This is a genomic window from Mangrovibacillus sp. Mu-81, from assembly GCF_036867415.1.
Lineage (GTDB): Bacteria > Bacillota > Bacilli > Bacillales > Bacillaceae_B > Rossellomorea.
This window is the reverse complement of the sequence record NZ_JBAJHU010000005.1, coordinates 91,523-110,304: the sequence shown is the minus strand read 5'-3', so window position 1 is coordinate 110,304 and position 18,782 is coordinate 91,523. Positions and strand designations below refer to the sequence as shown.

General features: G+C 41.6%; 22 protein-coding genes and 1 tRNA gene. 5 read left to right on the top strand and 18 right to left on the bottom strand.

What is annotated here, in order from left to right; all coding sequences use genetic code 11:
* Window positions 1–3: 3 nt before the first annotated feature.
* From V6B33_RS12670 to comGA, 7 genes are all read right to left on the bottom strand, one after another.
* A complete protein-coding gene (locus V6B33_RS12670) occupies window positions 4–219 on the bottom strand; it encodes a hypothetical protein (RefSeq protein ID WP_334218110.1) in 216 nt (71 codons plus the stop codon).
* Between the two features lie 130 nt (window positions 220–349).
* Window positions 350–805: a competence type IV pilus minor pilin ComGF gene (gene comGF, locus V6B33_RS12665; protein ID WP_334218109.1), complete on the bottom strand. Its 456-nt coding sequence runs from the start codon at window positions 803–805 to the stop codon at window positions 350–352.
* Window positions 783–959, bottom strand: a complete 177-nt coding sequence (locus tag V6B33_RS12660; RefSeq protein WP_334218108.1) for a hypothetical protein — start codon at window positions 957–959, stop codon at window positions 783–785. The genes comGF and V6B33_RS12660 overlap by 23 nt, the downstream gene beginning before the upstream one ends.
* 124 nt (window positions 960–1,083) lie before the next feature.
* Entirely contained in the window at window positions 1,084–1,539 is a 456-nt protein-coding gene (comGD, locus tag V6B33_RS12655) for a competence type IV pilus minor pilin ComGD (RefSeq protein ID WP_334218246.1), read from the bottom strand.
* Window positions 1,526–1,843, bottom strand: coding sequence for a competence type IV pilus major pilin ComGC (gene comGC / locus V6B33_RS12650; protein ID WP_334218107.1), 318 nt, complete (start codon window positions 1,841–1,843; stop codon window positions 1,526–1,528). Before comGC ends, comGD begins: the two co-directional genes overlap by 14 nt.
* Window positions 1,844–1,864: 21 nt before the next feature.
* Window positions 1,865–2,920, bottom strand: a complete 1,056-nt coding sequence (gene comGB, locus V6B33_RS12645) for a competence type IV pilus assembly protein ComGB (protein WP_334218106.1) — start codon at window positions 2,918–2,920, stop codon at window positions 1,865–1,867.
* Window positions 2,871–3,911, bottom strand: coding sequence for a competence type IV pilus ATPase ComGA (gene comGA / locus V6B33_RS12640; protein ID WP_334218245.1), 1,041 nt, complete (start codon window positions 3,909–3,911; stop codon window positions 2,871–2,873). The genes comGB and comGA overlap by 50 nt, the downstream gene beginning before the upstream one ends.
* A 331-nt stretch (window positions 3,912–4,242) precedes the next feature.
* Here comGA and V6B33_RS12635 point away from each other — a divergent pair, with 331 nt between their 5' ends.
* Together V6B33_RS12635 and V6B33_RS12630 are read left to right on the top strand one after the other, a co-directional pair.
* Window positions 4,243–4,476: a WGxxGxxG family protein gene (locus V6B33_RS12635; RefSeq protein ID WP_334218105.1), complete on the top strand. Its 234-nt coding sequence runs from the start codon at window positions 4,243–4,245 to the stop codon at window positions 4,474–4,476.
* A 292-nt stretch (window positions 4,477–4,768) separates the two neighbouring features.
* Window positions 4,769–4,840, top strand: a tRNA-Gln gene (locus tag V6B33_RS12630).
* A 335-nt stretch (window positions 4,841–5,175) separates the two neighbouring features.
* Here the strand turns inward: V6B33_RS12630 and V6B33_RS12625 are convergent.
* Window positions 5,176–5,556, bottom strand: a complete 381-nt coding sequence (locus V6B33_RS12625; RefSeq protein ID WP_334218104.1) for a Spx/MgsR family RNA polymerase-binding regulatory protein — start codon at window positions 5,554–5,556, stop codon at window positions 5,176–5,178.
* Window positions 5,557–5,955: 399 nt separating this feature from the next.
* On the opposite strand from V6B33_RS12625, the gene V6B33_RS12620 reads away from it, so the two are divergent.
* Window positions 5,956–6,201 (top strand): DUF2626 domain-containing protein, encoded by a 246-nt coding sequence (locus V6B33_RS12620; protein ID WP_032087678.1) that lies wholly within the window; start codon window positions 5,956–5,958, stop codon window positions 6,199–6,201.
* A gap of 45 nt (window positions 6,202–6,246) precedes the next feature.
* Here V6B33_RS12620 and V6B33_RS12615 read toward each other — a convergent pair whose 3' ends face one another.
* On the bottom strand, window positions 6,247–6,879 hold the full coding sequence (locus V6B33_RS12615; protein WP_334218103.1) for an MBL fold metallo-hydrolase: 633 nt from the start codon (window positions 6,877–6,879) through the stop codon (window positions 6,247–6,249).
* Window positions 6,880–7,104: 225 nt separating this feature from the next.
* On the opposite strand from V6B33_RS12615, the gene V6B33_RS12610 reads away from it, so the two are divergent.
* Window positions 7,105–7,278 (top strand): DUF2759 domain-containing protein, encoded by a 174-nt coding sequence (locus V6B33_RS12610; RefSeq protein WP_172253483.1) that lies wholly within the window; start codon window positions 7,105–7,107, stop codon window positions 7,276–7,278.
* A 90-nt stretch (window positions 7,279–7,368) separates the two neighbouring features.
* On the opposite strand, the gene V6B33_RS12605 is transcribed toward V6B33_RS12610, so the two are convergent.
* From V6B33_RS12605 to V6B33_RS12575, 7 genes are all read right to left on the bottom strand, one after another.
* Window positions 7,369–7,683 (bottom strand): MTH1187 family thiamine-binding protein, encoded by a 315-nt coding sequence (locus V6B33_RS12605; protein WP_334218102.1) that lies wholly within the window; start codon window positions 7,681–7,683, stop codon window positions 7,369–7,371.
* A 6-nt stretch (window positions 7,684–7,689) separates the two neighbouring features.
* Window positions 7,690–8,793, bottom strand: coding sequence for a hypothetical protein (locus V6B33_RS12600; RefSeq protein ID WP_334218101.1), 1,104 nt, complete (start codon window positions 8,791–8,793; stop codon window positions 7,690–7,692).
* Between the two features lie 320 nt (window positions 8,794–9,113).
* On the bottom strand, window positions 9,114–10,307 hold the full coding sequence (locus V6B33_RS12595; protein ID WP_334218100.1) for a M14 family metallopeptidase: 1,194 nt from the start codon (window positions 10,305–10,307) through the stop codon (window positions 9,114–9,116).
* A gap of 100 nt (window positions 10,308–10,407) precedes the next feature.
* Entirely contained in the window at window positions 10,408–12,282 is a 1,875-nt protein-coding gene (locus V6B33_RS12590; protein ID WP_334218099.1) for an LTA synthase family protein, read from the bottom strand.
* Window positions 12,283–12,660: 378 nt separating this feature from the next.
* Window positions 12,661–13,629, bottom strand: a complete 969-nt coding sequence (locus tag V6B33_RS12585) for an ROK family glucokinase (protein WP_334218098.1) — start codon at window positions 13,627–13,629, stop codon at window positions 12,661–12,663.
* Between the two features lie 11 nt (window positions 13,630–13,640).
* Entirely contained in the window at window positions 13,641–13,847 is a 207-nt protein-coding gene (locus V6B33_RS12580; protein WP_334218097.1) for a YqgQ family protein, read from the bottom strand.
* A gap of 518 nt (window positions 13,848–14,365) precedes the next feature.
* Window positions 14,366–15,823, bottom strand: coding sequence for a spore germination protein (locus V6B33_RS12575; RefSeq protein WP_334218096.1), 1,458 nt, complete (start codon window positions 15,821–15,823; stop codon window positions 14,366–14,368).
* A 162-nt stretch (window positions 15,824–15,985) separates the two neighbouring features.
* Here V6B33_RS12575 and V6B33_RS12570 point away from each other — a divergent pair, with 162 nt between their 5' ends.
* The gene (locus V6B33_RS12570; protein WP_334218095.1) at window positions 15,986–16,867 is read left to right on the top strand and encodes a hypothetical protein; all 882 of its coding nucleotides are present in this window, start codon (window positions 15,986–15,988) and stop codon (window positions 16,865–16,867) included.
* Here V6B33_RS12570 and V6B33_RS12565 read toward each other — a convergent pair.
* The gene (locus V6B33_RS12565; RefSeq protein WP_334218094.1) at window positions 16,864–18,390 is read right to left on the bottom strand and encodes a rhomboid family intramembrane serine protease; all 1,527 of its coding nucleotides are present in this window, start codon (window positions 18,388–18,390) and stop codon (window positions 16,864–16,866) included. The two genes, V6B33_RS12570 and V6B33_RS12565, sit on opposite strands and share 4 nt — an antisense overlap.
* 196 nt (window positions 18,391–18,586) lie before the next feature.
* Entirely contained in the window at window positions 18,587–18,763 is a 177-nt protein-coding gene (locus V6B33_RS12560; RefSeq protein WP_334218093.1) for a hypothetical protein, read from the bottom strand.
* Between the last annotated feature and the right edge of the window lie 19 nt (window positions 18,764–18,782).

Here is an 18,782-nt window from a genome sequence, read left to right as displayed (position 1 = left end):
TAACTACTTCCAATCTATAATAAGTTTTGTTTCCTTATTATACACAACCGAGACTGGCTGAAAAACCTTCTCGGGAGATTGATAGGTAATTTCCATCTTGATTTCCTGACCACTCACTATCGTGGTCTTGGTTTCGGTTTGCCCAAAAGATCCGACTTGTTTAAACGTCCCCGGAGAACTTCGTTCAATGGCAAGCAGCACGCCATGTGCAATGCTCACATTTCTCTCATATACTTTTCCCATATTGTTTAAATAGTGCTGCTTGCTTAGAAAAAGGCTTGTCGAAGCAACAGCCGTGAACATCACAATGACTAAGAGCAGGAGAGAATAAGGTAATAAAAACCCGTTATCACTCAGGTGTTTCCTGAGCTGTATCCTTGTAAAAATAATAAAACGCACTTTCCATCGACTCCCCTCCTTCAAATTCCACTTTCACTTTTATGCCTTGCGGAACTTCAGAAAAAGCAATCGAATGAATCGATTGCAGCACCACTTCATGTCCCCTATCGTTCACTTTACGCCGCATAGAGTTTTGATATCTTTCATATGTGATCCACTCCCCCTCTTTTTCAAACGAGATTCGTTCCGGTGAAACCATGATGTCCCCAGTGTCCCACACCTCATTCCCCAGGCTTTCGCTGAACAAATTCCATTCATAGTAACGCGGCGGGATGCTGTCCGATTTAATTGTTTCAAATCCCTTCATGATCAAGGGAAAACTAAGTGAAATGATAGAGAATACAAAAAATGAAAGGAGGGCATCCAAAAACGTGAAGCCTTTATTATTCAGAAGCACAAATTTCATGAGAGTCGCCCCCCTTTGTATAAGACACACAAGCGTTTTCACTTCCCGTCCCTTCCCACCTGAAGGTATAAACGATATCTTCGAACGTACGGGTTCGTGACTCGAATTCATTCGTGACAATCGCCTGCTCCATTCCTTCCTGCAGAAATTTCAACGCTTCCACCCTCTGTTGCTTTTCTTGCAGAGTAACCATCATCCTGATGCAAAAGGGAAGAAAAAAAACCATAATCATCATAAAGCAGCTGAAAGCGATCAAACTCTCAGCCAATGAAAATCCATTAGAGTTCCTGTACATAAAATCTTCCTTGTCCGATTTGAAATGTAAGTTTTATAGTAGATTCGTCACAATTAAAATAAACTTGACCGAAGCGATTTGTATTCCCTGATGGATTGAACACTATTTCATTCAACCTGTTAAGTTCTGAAAGCTTAATGCCGTCAGGAAACTCTCTGGAAACCAGGGTTTTCCCGTAATAATCTTTCGCGACATACTTATTGGCATATGGATAGAAAACTAATGTGAGAGAAGATTGTGAGAAAATACTGTGGCTTTGAATCAAGTAGAGATCGGATTGGAGCTGTGAGATGAATAAACTTTTTTCAGTTTGATTTTTCAGTGGTTCTGCGGAAAAAGCAGCGAAGGTCATCAGCGTTGAGAATATAAGGAAGACCAGGAACATTTCTATGAACGTAAAACCACTCTGTGTATGAAGATGTTTGTTAATTCCCCGCACCTTCTTCAACCACGTTCCCTTCTGCATCGATTGTAAGAGTACTGCCATCCGGGCATTGTTGGTACTCTGATTTCAAATACTCGTTAGAGACTAATGCAGCCATGCTGACAGGTTCCGTATTACCATCCATTTTATAAGCTTCCACCTGACCTTCTACCATATGGATGAATGCTTCGCATCCTTTTGAGTTAATCTTGTTGCTTTGGCTTGTGACGTTCGGAATTGTGACAAATAACAGGACAGAAATGACAAGCAGGACAATCATCATTTCGATCATCGTAAAACCTTTTTCATTTTTCAGCATCGTGTACCTCCCTTGTGTTTATTAAATTCCTTGCATCATTTGAAATAACGGCATCATGATCGAAAAATAAATGGCCATGATGAACAGTCCGACAAAGGCAAAAATCGTTGGCTGGATGTACTTCAATAATTGATTTCCCTTCTCTTCAAGTTCTCCAAAACAAATGTCGCTGTACAGTTTCAATTCATCGGCCAGCCTCCCGTTCTTCTGACCATGATCCACCACATATGAAAACTCTTCCTGAAAAAGGGATAACCTTGACGTACATTCATGAAGCGGCCTCCCTTCCTTCAACCCTTTAAGAAGTTTCTTCGAGATGTATTGGAGAGTCGGTCGGTATGACTGCTTATCAATGATGGTTAAAGCATCATTGATGGATACACCATTCTTGAGTAAAAAACTGAACTCCCTTGCAAAGAAATGAGTATGCCCCTGCTTGATGAAAAAAGACAACAACGGAAATTTTGTCAGGAAAACAATTTGCCTCACATGAAACAATTTATTTTTGAAGAAATAAAGGAAGGGAAAAACGCTTGCAAGGATCAGCAAACATGTAAAAAAATAAGTGGGAAAGCTTTCAATAAACCACAACAGAACACGCATACTGTCTGACTGATCGTACCCGAGTGAACTGTATAATGCTTGAAAGCGGGGAAACAGGATTCTGCGAAGAAGCACCATCAGCATGATGGCCACCAGCACCAAAAAGACAGGATATTGGATGACTCTCAGGAATTTTTGTTTTTCTTCATTTTTCTTCAGAAGATAATTGCCGGCTTCGATCAGGGTCTCCCCCACCTGGCCATGATGCTCAGCAAAGTATATTTGCGCAGATACCTGTTTGGGCATATTCAAATGACGGTCAAAAATGGAAGAAAGGGATTCACCTTTTTGGAAAGACTGGTTGATCCTCTTCTTTAACTTCTTGGGACCGCTCCTTCCCGGCACAAGCAAAAAATCAATCGCTTCCGAGAATGTGTACCCTTTCGTGAGAAGATCGCCTGTTCTTTTCAGGAACTTCCCCTGCTCATCCATTTTCTTCATGAATCCATTTCCGGAACTCAGCTTCTGGAACAAATCCCAATGCCACCCCCTTGTTAATCAATGTTCGGAGAGTAGGATACTGATAATATACCTCTTCCCCCCTCGCTTCTTTAATGACTTCCTTAAGAGCGCTCCCCGTTACAATTTCATACACAGAAGCCCGTTTCATTGCTTCCTGCCCTTTACATTCCCCCTTGCAGTCCGACTCACAGACCGGGCACCTGAGCTTCAGCAGCCTTTGGGCCGACACTGCGATCAATGTCTGCTGGATATCATGCCAATGGATTCCGAGTTCCATCAGTCTGTATACAGCGCTTTTGGCGTCTTTGGTGTGCAGAGTTGTCAAAACTAAATGCCCCGTTAGAGCGGCACGGATGGCTATCTCGGCCGTTTCTCTATCCCGAATCTCACCGACCATAATGATGTCGGGATCATGCCTCAGTATGGCTTTCAAACCTGTGGAATAGGTGATCCCCGCTTTTTCATTCACTTGAATCTGCACCATATCTTCATGATCCTTTTCGATCGGATCTTCCAAGGTAATGACATTGCGGTTGAGGATAGATGAACAATGGTGGACAAGCGAATATAAGGTTGTAGTTTTCCCGCTGCCGGTCGGTCCTGTAAATATGATGAGGCCATGGGAATACATGAGAAGTGCAAGGAGTTTTTTAGCTGAAGAAGGATAAAGAGACATCTTTTCGAGTGGAACATGGAACATTTGGGGGAGTATCCGGATGACAAGACTTTCTTTGAGGTGATTGGTTGGCAAGGTTGATATTCTTAGGGAGACGGGTGAGTTTCTGATGGTCGTGTTGAAGGAACCGCTTTGAGGTTTGCGTTTTTCCCCGATATCCATTGAAGCCATGAATTTCAGATGAGCGATCAGTCTTTCCCCCTGTTCGAGAGGAATCGATTGAAACGGGGAGAGTACGCCGGTTTTACGGAACTGAATGTTGTAATCGTTGAGCCTTGGGATGAGGTGAATATCGGATGCATCATTCAACATTGCATCTTTGAGCATGATTTCCGAAAGAGATTCTACCGATTGATAAATCGTGATTGGCACCACCTTTCTATTTCTATAAATAATATATACGACAAAAGTTTACAAAATCCTTTATTTTTTTATGTGAAGCGAGATTGGATCAAATTATTCGAAGAAACAACATTCAAAACAGAGCTTAGATTTAATTAACAAGCTCTCTATTTAAGTACCAGGGGTTCAGGGTCCAGAATTTGTTCCCCTTTTATATATCTAAATTTAATAAAAGCGATTCTTTTAAACGATATTGAATAATTTCCTCCACTTAAAGCTAAAGCTAAACCAAACCATTGAAAGGAGGGATTTTTAAATGACTAAAAAAATCACAATGCTAACTTGCTCTTTATTATTGTTAACAATGATGTTTACAAGTTCTATATTTGCCTATAACGGTAATGACCAAGTTAATAATGACAATCTTGATAATGGCATCAGAAACGTAGCTACTCAAAATGCAAATGATGATGATGACACCGATTGGGGTTGGCTAGGTCTAATTGGCTTAGCAGGTTTATTAGGTTTGCGACGTCGTGATGAAAAATAGACATTTTCTCATGACCAAATTTTTAACTTTTTAAAAAACTCCTATTACAACTCAAAAAAAAGTAATAATTGAAACATGTTCATGGAAAATTCAATTTACATTGAACATGTTTCTCTATTTTTTCATTGCGATTTAACATCTCTATAAATAATTTATAAGACAAAAGATCACAGAATTCTTTGTTTTATTTGATTCTTATTTAAAGTCACATTCAATCACATAATACCTTTCTAAAAAAAATATTGTATATTTTTTTGCCATCTACTCATACTATCCTATGTAGCAACAACATTGGGCTATAGCCAAGCGGTAAGGCATCGCACTTTGACTGCGACATGCGTTGGTTCGAATCCAGCTAGCCCAGTATTAAAAGCGGAGGGGCTTTGCCCAGAGGCGACAAGCATAAGACGAGCCACCCGGAAAGGCGTTTTTTGCCTTTTTGGGTGGCTTGACTTATGACTCGAGCCTCTAAGCCCCGGAGCTGGACAAATAGAAAAGCGGAAGCGGCTTGGTCAGAGACGACAAGCATAAGACAAACTGGCCGGAAAGGCGCTTTTTTCCTTTTTGGCCTGTTTGTCTTATGTCTCGAGTCTCTAGCCGCCGGAGCTGGACAATCTAAAAGCGGAGGGGCTTTGCCCAGAGGCGACAAGCATAAAAGGACAATCCATAATTTACGATGGACTGTCCTTTTATATGCCTTCAACTGCTTCTCTTTAATGAAGCCATCTTGCTTGCTAAGCTTTTCAGTCCATCCGGGTTATATCCTACCACGAGCTTTTTGCCGTCTGTTACCAACGGGCGGCGGAGGAGTTTTGGTTCCTGGACAATTAACTCGATCACGGCAGAAAGTGGAAGGTCGTTTACATTTTTCCCGAGCTTTTTAAATGACCCGCTTCGTGTTGCCAGTATTTCATCAAGACCTTCGGTGGTGAGCGACAACAGTTGGACTAATTCTTCATGAGTGGGAGTATCTCTGAAAAGATGACGTTCATCGAAATCGATCGAATTGGCATTGAGCCATTTTTTAGCTTTTCTGCAGGACGTGCAGCTTGGATACGTATAAAACGTTATATTCCCCATTACTCTTCCTCCTACCATCGGCTATCATTAAGCACCGTATGTTTTACACCTATTGTATACTTTTTGTATAACTTTTGTACATATTTTTCACTCAACAAATGAATTTTTTTGATAGATCAGCGTTTCCTTCAATACAATGTTAATAATGTGCTTTCCTCCAATAACTTCTTTTTCGCAAAAAGGTTATACAAAGCTGAAAATGTACCGTCATTTGCTTATAATCAGAAAGAAAGGGTAAAATAAAAACAAACCCAGCTTTTAGTTGGAAGCGCTTAACAAGTTCCCCTGAGTAGAAATCACGTAATCGTCACAAACTATCATCAAACAGATATTTACTTTTGCAGTATGATTCATTTATAATATTGAATGATGGACTTAGGGTGCAAAGGAGGGTTACATATGGATCGTATGTACAGAGTTCTTGGATTCTGGACTGGAATTTTTGCTGTAATGTTTTATCTTGGCGATATGACAACGACATCATTAATCTTTTTAGGCCAAACAGGATTCTTCATTATGTTAAGCTACTTAAAACTATCCGAGCGTATGTATATTTACATTTTCGGTGCCTATCTGACTGTGTTCTTCGCTGGGTTTACTTACTGGACGACCTTTATGATGACTCCGGGTGCAGGAGGACACTAAAAAAAATTCCCTTCAGCTTTTGCTGAAGGGAATTTTTTTTAGATTCTAAAAGCCATTTAAAAAAGGGTTGCCGTCCATCTCATCCCCCACAGTCGTCGCGGGACCGTGTCCGGGCAGGACCTTCGTTTCTTCAGGAAGTGTCAGCAAACGGTCATGGATGCTTGAAAGCAATTGTTCATGGTTTCCCCCGGGCAGATCACTCCGTCCTATGCTGCCGGTAAAAAGTGTATCCCCTGCAAATACTATTCCTTCACTTGGGACATAATAAGATAGACTTCCCGGAGAATGTCCCGGTGTTTCAAAAAGCATTAATGTAAAGTCTTCGATGGTAAGCGTCTTTTGAGATGATAGAAGATGATCCGCTGGTTCGGCTTTGATCGTACCCATACCAAATAAACCTGAGCCATTCCGTGCAGGATCTGTCAGCCAACCCGACTCTTTTTCATCGATATAAACTGGAATGTTATATGTATTTCGCACATCATCCACGGCACCGATATGATCAAAATGTGCATGCGTCAATAAAATAGCAAGCGGCTGGAGCTTATTTTCTTTCAGCCAGTTTACCAATTTTTCGCCTTCTGCGCCCGGATCGATGATCAAGCATTTTTTTTGATCGTTCCATAAAACATAACAATTTGTCTGCAACGGCCCTAACGGAATTTGTTTCCAGTTCATTCCATCAGCCTCCTTTTTCGAAATAACCAACTATTTTCATTGTAGCAGAACAGGGATGCAGAGAAAAACAAATCGGCATGACGACATAGAAGTGTCAAACTTTTGACCTCGACAAACAGAGGAAAAAAATATAAAATGTTAATGAGTGCATTTATGTACATAAATTTATCTGGATGTTTGTAAGCGGTTAGGAAAACGTATTTTTTAATGAAAGGGGTCATATAAATGGGTCTTGTAATTATTACAGCATTGGTAACATTATTAGCTTTATTCGCAGTGGTAAGCACATTCAAAAACAAAAATGCCCTTGGAATCGTATTTTCATTGGCAACCTTAGGTGTTTTTGGCTGGTTTACAATTATGACTGTCCTTCACTCTGGGTACCCAGGTGGTCACTAAAAGAAGTGTTAAAAACCCTCCGATTTCGGAGGGTTTTTTTCTTTCAACGACTAACAAAAGCGGACACCTTTGGATGCCCGCCATTTATCTTTATTTCTCCAAGTGTCTCTGAACAGAAGAAAGCTTTCCTTCCATCGTTCCTTCTTTATCTCTCCGGTCATCGATTCTAATGTTCGTCGCGACCCGTTTGATCCCTTTTTGAAAAGGTGCTTCGTGTATTTCCTGAACAACTCCGAATAATGTAGAGAGTTCTCCTTCAATGATGGTATTCATCGGAGTGAGCTGAAAACGGATCCTGCCTTCGTCCTGGTGCTTCTTAAGGATGTTTTGCAGATCTGCAACATATGAACTCACACTTGGAGTATCCGTTCCGATTGGTATGACTGTGACGTCAACGATGGCCATGGTTATCTACCCTTCCTCTTCTAGTAGTCGAATGATAGCAGGATTTTTTAAGTTGATCACTTTTTCAAGCTGTTTCCCATACAGGCAATACAGTCCCTCCGGGGAACATTGGATCGGTTCCAGCGGAAGATCTTCAAATAAAGTCTCGCCACTTCCCTCGGGAACATTCCATCTTTTCAATGAGAATGTGCCGGAATATGTATCGAATGATCCGGGATTGTTCGCTTGAAATGTGATCAATTCATCCTTCTTATCTATCATATCATAATAAGGAATGAACCAATCAGAATAACGACTCAACAGGTCCGCCTCATATTGAGACAGGATTTCCCCGGTATCATTGATGAATTGATAACTGAATGCGGACTCTGCGTCCTCTTCTGCATGCACAGAAAGTAAGTAGCCTGGGAACCGTTCAAAATGAATGCTTGATGAATCGATTATTTCTTTTTTTCCATCAAGTAAATTTTTATTTACAAGTGGTGCAGAGACGCTCAGTCCGTCTTTGTCCCAATCCTGATAAAGAACGGATACTTCAGAATTCCACTTTAAAAAAGGCTGTTCCACATCCACTATTTTCAATTCAGGTTCATTCAAATCCAGTTCAAATACATCAAAGCTCCAATCTTCAGCAAAGCTTGTGATCAGGAGTTTATTCGTATTGAATTCATTCCACTCATATGATAATTCATATGAAGGAATTTCTTCTTTGTACAACTCTTTCCCGGTAAGATCTATGAGTGTGATCATTGCTGTATAGGTAGTAGGTGCTGAGTGGATCAATATTTTATCTCTGCCAGGAGAAACCATTGATTGGACATATGAAAAAGGGATGTCATAAATCTTTTCACTATCCCCGGTAAAGACGTCCGTTATATAGAGTGCAGCTGAACCTTCTTTTTCCTTAACGGTCAGTACCTCGGAGTCAGATATCCAGTCAACATTTTCTTTAAATGCCTGGGATGAGATGCTGTTTTCTTTAATATTCATTTCTGTTTGATTTTGCCCGGTCTTTTCTGCTAGAGGTGTATTGACAGTCTTGGACTGACAAGCCTGCAGAAGAATAAGGCTTATCACTACGAAGAAAGTCAGCCGCATACTTTTATTCAAATGGTCCTCCTCCTCTCCATAAATTCTCTTATAGATTAGTACGTTTGAAACACAAAAATGTTTCAAAAATGTGTTAAAAACATTACAAAAAATTCAAAAAGTGATGACCGATTGATTTAACGCTGATTGCACAGCCTTGTCAAAGGGTCACCACCTGTCCTTTTAGAAGGAATCTATTTTTATCCGTTTCATATCTACAGGGAAACTTTAACAGCAAACAACTTGATGATTTATTTTACTCCTTTTCACCTGAAAAATCTACTGCGTTTTCTCAGTGTGAAATAGGAAAATGCGACCATTCACAATCACATGACAGTTATTTAGTACCACCTGTACACAGAGACAAGAAATATCCCCAATGTGTCCCTGTATATTTCGTCGAACTGAGAGAGGGGAAGAGGATTTATCCCCTTGCCGAGTTCTAACGTAAAGGATGGTTTCTGGAACTCTTGGATATACCAGTCTTTATAACCTGCATAGCTGTCAATATACCGGACGGACTCATAGCCGCTGACCCTCTCAAAATCTTTGGCGAGCCTTTCTGCTTCTGGCGGTTCCAATCCTTCATACCCCCAGTAAAACTCTTTTCCCTGCGTATGCAAAGCCAGCAGCCTGTCAAAAACCTCTTCATGTGCAAGTTCTGCCATTGCGATGGTTTCCGGTTCTGAAAGAGGCTTATCTCCTGGGAAATCCCTCGGTGCAGGTTCTTTTTCTTCTTTTCTTTCCTTTTCAATCTCCCATTTTGCAGGGAATTGATTATTAAGATCGACTCCTCGGATATTTGCTTTCCATCCCGTAAAATCAGTGCTCCCCCTGTTGATTTTCACCAGTTGATCTTTCATATTTCCGGGAGGTCCTTTCAATACCAGGTCTACCCCGTCAGGATTGACCATCGGTACGATTGATAATGTGACCTCTGTATATACCTGATGTGTTTGAACACCACGAATCGGTTTGACATTCGTTAACGATAATAAGTAATCATTGATGAATGTCATTAAGATTGAAGTAGTGATCCATTCATTTGCATGAAATGATGCATCCATATGGACCTTTTTTCTCCCACTCCCGATTTTCATCTGAACAATTGGCTTTCCAAGTACACTTTCTCCGATCGAATTCAATTTTATAAAAGGATATATTTCTTTTAATCTACTGATGTCTTTTTCCAGGACTGAGTAGCTGTAACCCTGCTTCCCATCCACCACAGTGGTTATGACCCTCGCTGGCAGATGGATGCCGGAACCTATGTTTAACGTGTCTGGATCGATGTAATCATTGACAAGCAAGATGGCATCGACACTGATATTCCATCTCTCGCCAAGCTTCCAAAAGGTATCTCCCTGTTTGATCCTATAGCTTTCTTTTATAAAACCCGGTATTTCCACTTCCGTCCCAATTTTCAGCTCGTTCGGATCAAGAGAAGGATTTGAATCAATGATCAATCCGATGGGAATATAGAACAGTTGACTGTAATACCAAAACGTATCGCCATTTCTAACTCTGATCTTCATTCTGCAGCCTCCCCGCTAATCATCTTTATTTACACATATGAAGGACTGTTTATTTCATGACAAAAAAAAGCTTGCGAATAAAATTCGCAAGCTTTATGACTTATTGATCTTCATCCCTATACTCAGTTTCCTCATAGAAACGAAGGAGGTCTCCGTAAATGATCTTGTCTGAGTATTCAAGTTCCTGGGTCGTGCGATCTTTAAACGGTTCGCAATATTTCATGTCCGTTATTTTTTCCGTATCTTTATCCCAGCATTTTTCACCAGCATAGACGTAATCTTTCGTAATGAAACGACCGTCCCTTAGAATGGTGAAATCCTCATGCTGCTCGGAAAATACATCTCCGCCGAATTGAATATCTTTCTTGGTCTCGATTCCCATCAAATGAGATATCGTCGGTTTCAGGTCAATTTGCCCTGAGACTTTGGAAATTGTCTTTCCTTCTTGTCCCGGGACGTGGATGATCAGTGGAACCCTTTGCAGTTGAGTGCTTACAAATGGTGTCACTTCTTTCCCGAGGTATTGGCTCATTGCTGTGTTATGGTTTTCTGAAATACCATAGTGGTCCCCATACATTACGATGACGGAGTTTTCATATAACCCTGACTCCTTCAAGTCATTGATGAAATTTTTCAGCGCCTCATCCATATAACGTACCGTCTGGAAATAACGGTTCACGGTACCGTCGTTCGATGTATAAGGGTCGATCATTTTATCTTCTTCATCCAGTGTGAACGGATAATGGTTTGTCAATGTAATCATTTTCGTACTGAAAGGTTTTGGCATTTCCTTCATATGCTCGACCGATTGTTCAAAGAATGGGATGTCTTTCATACCCCAGTTAACGGAGTTTTCTTCCGTCACTTCATAATCCGGCAAAGAGTAGAAACGCTCATATCCTAATGAATCATACATGATGTCACGATTCCAGAAGCTCTTATTATTGGCATGCATCGCAGTTGTGAAGTAGCCATTTTCATCAAGTTTCTCAGTCAATGAATCAAACTGGTTCCCTGAATGGGTAAAGAATACAGCACCACGGTTCAACGGATAAAGGGAGTTATCCAAAAGGAACTCGGAATCCGATGTTTTTCCTTGCTGTGTTTGATGGTAGAAATTATCAAAGTAATAACTTTCCCCGATGAAGTCATTCAAGAACGGTGTAACCTCTTCCCCGTTCACTTTGCTGTTGATCACAAAGTTTTGGAGTGATTCCATTGAAACGATGATCAAATTCTTATCTTTCCCGATACCGAACATCTCGTCGTCAGGCTGGATGTAGTTAGCACGTACGTAGTTATCAATATCGGCAAGCTCGCTGCCGTCAGCGAGGGCTCTCTGGGCAGAAGACTTGGACTGCAGGAAAATATCATAAATGTGATAGTTGTATGTGCCGATGTTCTTCACAAGCATCTCGCGGTCGAATGTTCTTGTCAGAAGCTGGGGTCTTTCCGATTCAGCCAGTCCAAGATTGAAGAATACGAGTGCAGTAGCTACCAGGAAATAGGCTCTTCTGCTTGCACGGCTGTAATTTTTAAGAGAGAACCATTTCGGCATGAACTTGATGAATGCAATCAATAGAATCACATCCGCGAAGTAAAATAGATCCTTCCATCCGATAATTGCACTGGCACTTCCGCCTAAATCCGAGAAATTGCTTGTTTGGAAAAGTACAGGCAGTGTCAGGAAGTCATCGAAGAATCGATAAAAGACAACATTTCCGTATAGGATGAAAGACAGAATGAAACTTGTGATGATAATATAACGGGTCCTGGATTTATCTTTCTTCATTAACAATCCAATTCCGAAAATAAATAATAGGAAACTCAGCGGATTCATGAAAAGGATGATTTCCTGCATCGTGTTTTCTATTTTTATATCAAAACTAGTTTTATAGACAATGTACGTTTTAATCCAAAGGAGCAATGATGCCATGATGATCAAAGGAACCTTCGGGATTTTATTTATGTTCATTTTGTTACCTCCTTGCTACTTACGGCGGTCCTTCGTATGTAACAGTTAATGTAAATTTTTCCCTGGTAAATAAAGGGATTTTTTAAATAGAACCAAGTGTTATCTTAATACTTATTTTACAAAACGTCAAACCCAAATTCATACAACTTGTATAGAATGATATTTTACACCTTATTCTCTTACCCTGACTATTAGACGATTAAAACAATTAAAAGTTTCATTCTGAGCAATATTCTTTAAAATGAATCTTATGACCCAGAAACAATACCAAAATATTAGTCCGGCACATATGACAAGCTGCCCATACACTTCACTAAAGTCCCGGCTGCAAAGTAGAAAAAGCTCCCTGAAAGGGAGCTCCAACCTTATTCATATCTATCAGATTTTATTTTTAACGAGCCATGCTGCACCAATCACCCCTGCATCATTGCCGAGGGTGGCGATGCTCAGGCGGGTTGAAGTCCTGACTGTCGGGAAAGAAAATTGTTGAAAATCGTTCAATACAGGTTTTAACAAAATCTCACCCGCTTTGGAAACCCCTCCGCCGAGCACGATTTTTTCAGGATTCAATACATTGCCTAAATTGGCTAGTGCCATACCAAGATAAAAAGCAAGTTGGTTGACGACGCTTTGAGCAAGTTCATCGTTAGATCCGGCAGCATCGAAAACGTCTTTGGCATTGATTTCATGATATTCGTTCCGGATATCCCTCAATGATGATGGAATATCTGATGAATCAAGTCTTTCATTTGCAAGGCGGACAACACCTGTAGCAGATGCAACGGTTTCAAGGCAGCCGGTCTTTCCGCAATTACACTGAAATCCGCCCTGAGCCACAACTGTGATATGGCCGATTTCCCCGCCGGCACCCCTCACACCATGGACGATGTCTCCATTCGTGATGACTCCTCCGCCCACACCCGTTCCAAGCGTGACACAGACAAGATCCTTGGCACCATCGCCAGCACCTTTCCACATTTCGCCGAGCGCAGCACAATTAGCATCATTATCAATTACAGCCGGCAAACCGGTTTCCACTTCCAGAAGATCCTTTAATGGGGTGTTTTTGTCCCAGCCAAGGTTTACCGCTTCATATATGATGCCTTTTGCCATATCTACCGGTCCGGGTGCACCCATGCCGATCCCTACCAGTTTTTCTTTTGTCTGATTGAGTTCTTCAAGCTTTCGGTCGATCGCTTTTGCTATATCGACAATGATGTTTTTGCCATTGTCGGATTTATCGGTGGGGATTTCCCATTTATGTAATAATTCCCCGTAGTTACTTAAGAATGCGATTTTGGTTGTAGTGCCTCCCAAGTCGACTCCAACCAGCCATTTTTCTGTCATAGAATCACCTCTTATTTCTCTTGTCTTTCTTTTTCAAAAGCGATTTCCTGCCTTAGCAATAACAAAGCTGTCTGGAAATCCCTCATTTCTATCAACTGGGATTTATACAGTTCTTTCAATTCGTCTTCCATCAGTTGCAGGTCTGAAAGACGATGCCCGACATATATGATGGTTCCGTATGTTTTAAGAAACTGCTGGATATCAAAAATCGTTTTCATTCTTACACCTGCTTTCTTTCTACACACTAAAGTATAAGATAAATCCGTGGTGTTCACAATTCTTTCTTCAAAAAAGAGGCTTGGACAAAACAAAAAAACAACTATCATAAAGACGAACATTTTCAGTGTTGACTCTAAATACCGCTAATGATTTCCGTGGAAGACTTCGCTTTCCGCGGGTAGCCCGTGAGTTCCTCTAAATTTGAAGAGTACTGTCCAGCTGCAGGGCTTAGAGGCACATGACATAAGTCAAACCGACCAAGAAGGCAAAGAACGCCTTCTTGGCCGATTCGCCTTATGCCACCCGCCTCTGGTCAAAGCCCTTCCGCTTTTCCGATAGGAGTCTTCGTCTTGCACTCCAATCAACCGCTGGGACAAGCTATATACTAGATGGACACTTGAAAAAGCTAATAAAAAACCCGGACTAATTTGAATCCTGGAATTCAAATTAGTCCGGGTTTTACTTAGGCTATCACACTTTTGTCCCAGCCTCATCATATCTATACAAATCCTAACGACTAACGATCCGGGTCTTTAGGGTGCAGAAAGCGCGGTCTTCTGTTTTTGAGGGGCATGGGGGAGCGCAGGAAAACGTCCCTGAAAGCCCTGAAATTAAATGGAATGAACGGCCACATATACGGAATGTCAAATGATTTCATTCTCGACAGTGCGATCAGCCAGGCCATGACCCCGATCACAAATCCATAGACCCCAAACAGGGAAGTCGCCACGAGCAGAAAGATCCTCACCAGCCTGTTTGCGAGGCTCAATTCGTAACTCGGCGTTGCAAACGTACCGATTGCAGCAATGGCCAGATACAAAATCACTTCATTGATGAGCAGGCCAACTTCTACAGCCACTTGCCCAATCATTAACGCAGCAACCAGCCCTAACGCTGTGGCGAGCGAGGATGGTGTGTGGATCGCAGCCATCCTTAGTATATCAAGCCCAATTTCAATCAGGAGGAATTGCAGGAATAATGGAACTTCCCCTGTTTCACTGGGTCCGACATAACTTATTTGTTCCGGCAGGAGCTCAGGCTGTATCGCAAATAAATAGTAAAGCGGCAGTAAAAAGATCGAACTCCAGATTCCGATAAACCTGACAAATCGCAGGTAAGCCCCGACTGTCGGCTCGTTTCTGTATTCCTCGGCATGCTGAAGGTGATGCCAGAAAGTTGTAGGAGTGATTAATACACTCGGTGATCCATCCACCATGATGATGACGTGGCCTTCGTAAAGGTGAGCCGCGGCTGTATCCGGTCTTTCGGTGTACCGGACCATTGGATAGGGATTCCAGTGCCTGCCTGAAATGAATTCTTCCAGCGTTTTTTCTCCCATCGGCAGTCCGTCAGTATCTATCTTGGAAATCGAATCCCTGATTTTTTTGACCAGTTCCTGATCTGCGATATCCTCCAGATAAGATATGACGATGTCTGTTTTCGACCTTCTCCCTACCTGCAGGTATTCCATACGGAGAGAGGGGTCACGGACCCTCCTCCTTGTAAGGGCTGTATTGAACACGATCGTTTCGACAAAACCGTCCCTGGACCCCCGTACGACACGTTCGATATCGGGTTCCTGCGGTCCCCTCACAGGATACGTCCTGGCATCGATGATGATTACTTTATCGATACCGTCGACCACAAGTGCGGTCGGACCGGCCAGCACCTTATCGATGACAGTATTCAAGTCATCGGTCTTCTCGATTTCGATATATGGTATATACGTTTTTAACAGACTATTCAATGTATCTTCCTCTAGTTGTTCGGGACTGAGGCCCGCCAATAGCTTCATTAAATAGTGCATGATGTCATCTTTAACAAAACCATCCACCAGGAACATCGCCATTTTTCTTTCTGCATATTCCAAATCCAGCTGAATCACATCGAAGCTCTTATCGACACCCAAAGCTTCTTTCAGATAACTGGTATTCTCTTCAATATTCGTAGAGACAGGCTTTTTCTCTTGCGACATTTCAGCCTTCACTCCTCACCCATTAACATGTATTTCCATCTTTACCATCCTAGACAACGCAAAGACAAAACATACATATCAAAAAGTGCCTGCATAAAAAACATAATGAAGCCGCTCTATACATATTTATTAACAACCGGACAAACCATTGGAGTGAACAATATGAAACAGAAGTTACTGCATGCCTTTCCATTCTTAATCCTTATGGTTATACTAGCGCTCGGCATCAAGTTCATTTATAAGCCGCAAATACAGGAAAGCATTATTTTTTTCCCAATCAATGAAAATAGTACATATGAATCTGCTTCTACTCTCCTGCAACTGCGTCCCGAGAAGAAGGATCAATATTATGTAGTCGATTGGAAGACTTCTTCCAAACTGGATGCACCAGCTTTTTTACGTCAAGATGTAGGATTTCTGTTTATGAATGGGAGATTGATGGGAAAAATGAATGAATGGGAACAAGATACCGATCAGATCGTCCAGGAAGAAACAATCAATGGGAAAGAGAGCAGCCTTTTCCAGACACTATCCTTTCATTACTCGGAAATCCACGACAATGACGATCAATATACCAGTGCGCAAAAGATGACGACAGATAATCTCTACGTAATAGATTCAAATTTCAGTCCATTAAACTCATTCAGACAGCCAGCCACGAAAGCGGAAAAAGAGTGGAAGGACATTATCGACCGTGTCTTATCTCAACAATTGGACTTTTTATGGGAAAAAGGGATCGAGTCATTCAATATACCGATCAAGGAGTATATCACCATTCCCCTTACTCAATTCCCAAGTCTTGAAAGCCGGCCGCCTGAGGGATTTGACCAAAAGGAATGGGAGAGGGCTATCGGTAACCTTTGGGAAGGGTTATATAAAAACTATTATTTAGGGATTAAAAAAGAAGATGGCACCATCATTGATTCGATTGAGAGCACCATCCCCCTTATATTCATCAAAAAAGATAAGAAAGAACTTTTAGTTTTGCTTATTGATAAAAACGGAGATCCTCATTTATTGCGACAGAGATTATCCCCTTTTTAATCTCCCTGCAATTCTTTCACGAGGTTTTTGTATTTATCCTCTTTAGGGCTCATGCTGTACGCTTTTTCCGCATGGGTAAGGGCTTCTTCACGCTCGCCGCTGTCCGTCAGCAGCAGGGCCAAATTGTAGTGTGCTTCGTGAAAACCATCTTTTTTTTCGATTGCGCTCATTAAATTTTCTTTGGCTGCTTCCGCTTTTCCGAGCTTGATTTCAGCGTAAGAAAGGTAGAAATATGTCTCTGCATTCGGATCGCCTTTTTCGACGACTTCTTTCAGCAATCCTTCAGCCTCCGCCCATTCTTCTTCTGAGATCTTTTCCTGAGCAACACCGTTCACAGTGTTGATATCCCATTCGGAGGGTGACGCATGTTGTTCATTCACAAACAGCCCGCCAATCAGCAGGACAGCTGCCGTTAAAATAAGGAGCTGCCTGACAGGACGGAACAATCCGGGTACACTGACAATCCCGGCAGCAAGGAACCCGCCGGCCAGACCGCCGAGATGACCGGCGTTATCGATGCCGGGAATTGTAAAACCAAAAGCCAGATTCAACAAAATGACTGCGATGATATTGGTCCCCATCGTTCGGAAAAAGATTTTCGGGAACAATACACCGAAATAGAGCAGTCCCCCAAAGCATCCAAAAATGGCTCCACTGGCACCTGCTGAAAGATTCGCCGTAAAAAGGTAACTGGCAAAAGAACCTGTGATCCCTGAAACCATATAAACGAAAACAAACCTGCTTCGTCCATATATTCTTTCCACCGCGGTTCCTAAATAATAGAGAGCAAGTGTGTTCATGAGCAGATGCAGCATGCCAATGTGCAAAAAAATCGGTGCGATAAGTCTCCACCATTCACCCTCTATAATCAACGGATTATATTTAGCTCCAAACTCAATTAGGGTTTGGGGATCTTTGCTTCCCCCATTCAATTCCAAAAGAACAAACATGACCAACTGGACCGCAATAAAGAAATAAGTGAAAAACGGCTTGCCTTTCTCAAACAGCTGCCGCTCTTTTTGAATCTGTCTGTTTGATGCACGCAAGGCTTTATCCTTAATTAAATCCACGTTTGTTCCGAGTACTTCTGGAGGAACTTCCCACTCGCCTTCACAAAACAACGGGTCGCAGTTCAACATTTCAACCCCCTTTGTTTCATCTATTAAAATGGAATCCACAGTCGTCTTATCATTTTCTGATGTAAAAGGTTTATCAAAGAATTCTGCGCTTCCATCGACCGGCGGGTAGGTGGTTATGTAAAAATTTTTTACCTTAAGATTTCTTTTTCGTCTTTTTCTCCGTATTCTTTCAGCATGATCCGAAGTATGTAAAATATCCCTTTGAACCCAAGAGCCCCAATCAAGCTCCTTCAGGCGCAGTCTGACAACATCCGGTCCTTTCAAAGCAGTATTTTCCAGCCAGATTCCCTCATGACTTGAAGAAAGATTCACAATCCGGAACTGTTTCTTTTCAATCAGGAAAAGTGCCATTTTCCAAAAGAGGTAATGATATTTTAAATTCACTACATCCACTACTTTCTTTGAATTTGCAGGCTTTTTTCATTTTACCTGCATTCTGTTTAATGCTACTATACCCTTTCCATTTTTGTGATGTAAAGGTAGAAGGTCGATGAGATCATCAGTGTGCACTCACCCAGATAAATCTACATTCACAAAAAAAAACTGCAAGAAAGGATGCTCCTTCCATACAGTCTCTTTTCTAACGGAATGTGCTTTGCATGAATTTTGCTCGTATTCCCGGGATGCTCATTGCTCCTTTAACAGCAAAACGCCGGATAAAGAAATTTCCCAGGAGCAGGTTGAGTAACCGATAGCGATTGGGAATCAATAACAAAACTAAGCTGCCAAGGACGATCCATTTTGTCAATCCGTTCATACTTATCCCTCCTGGGTAT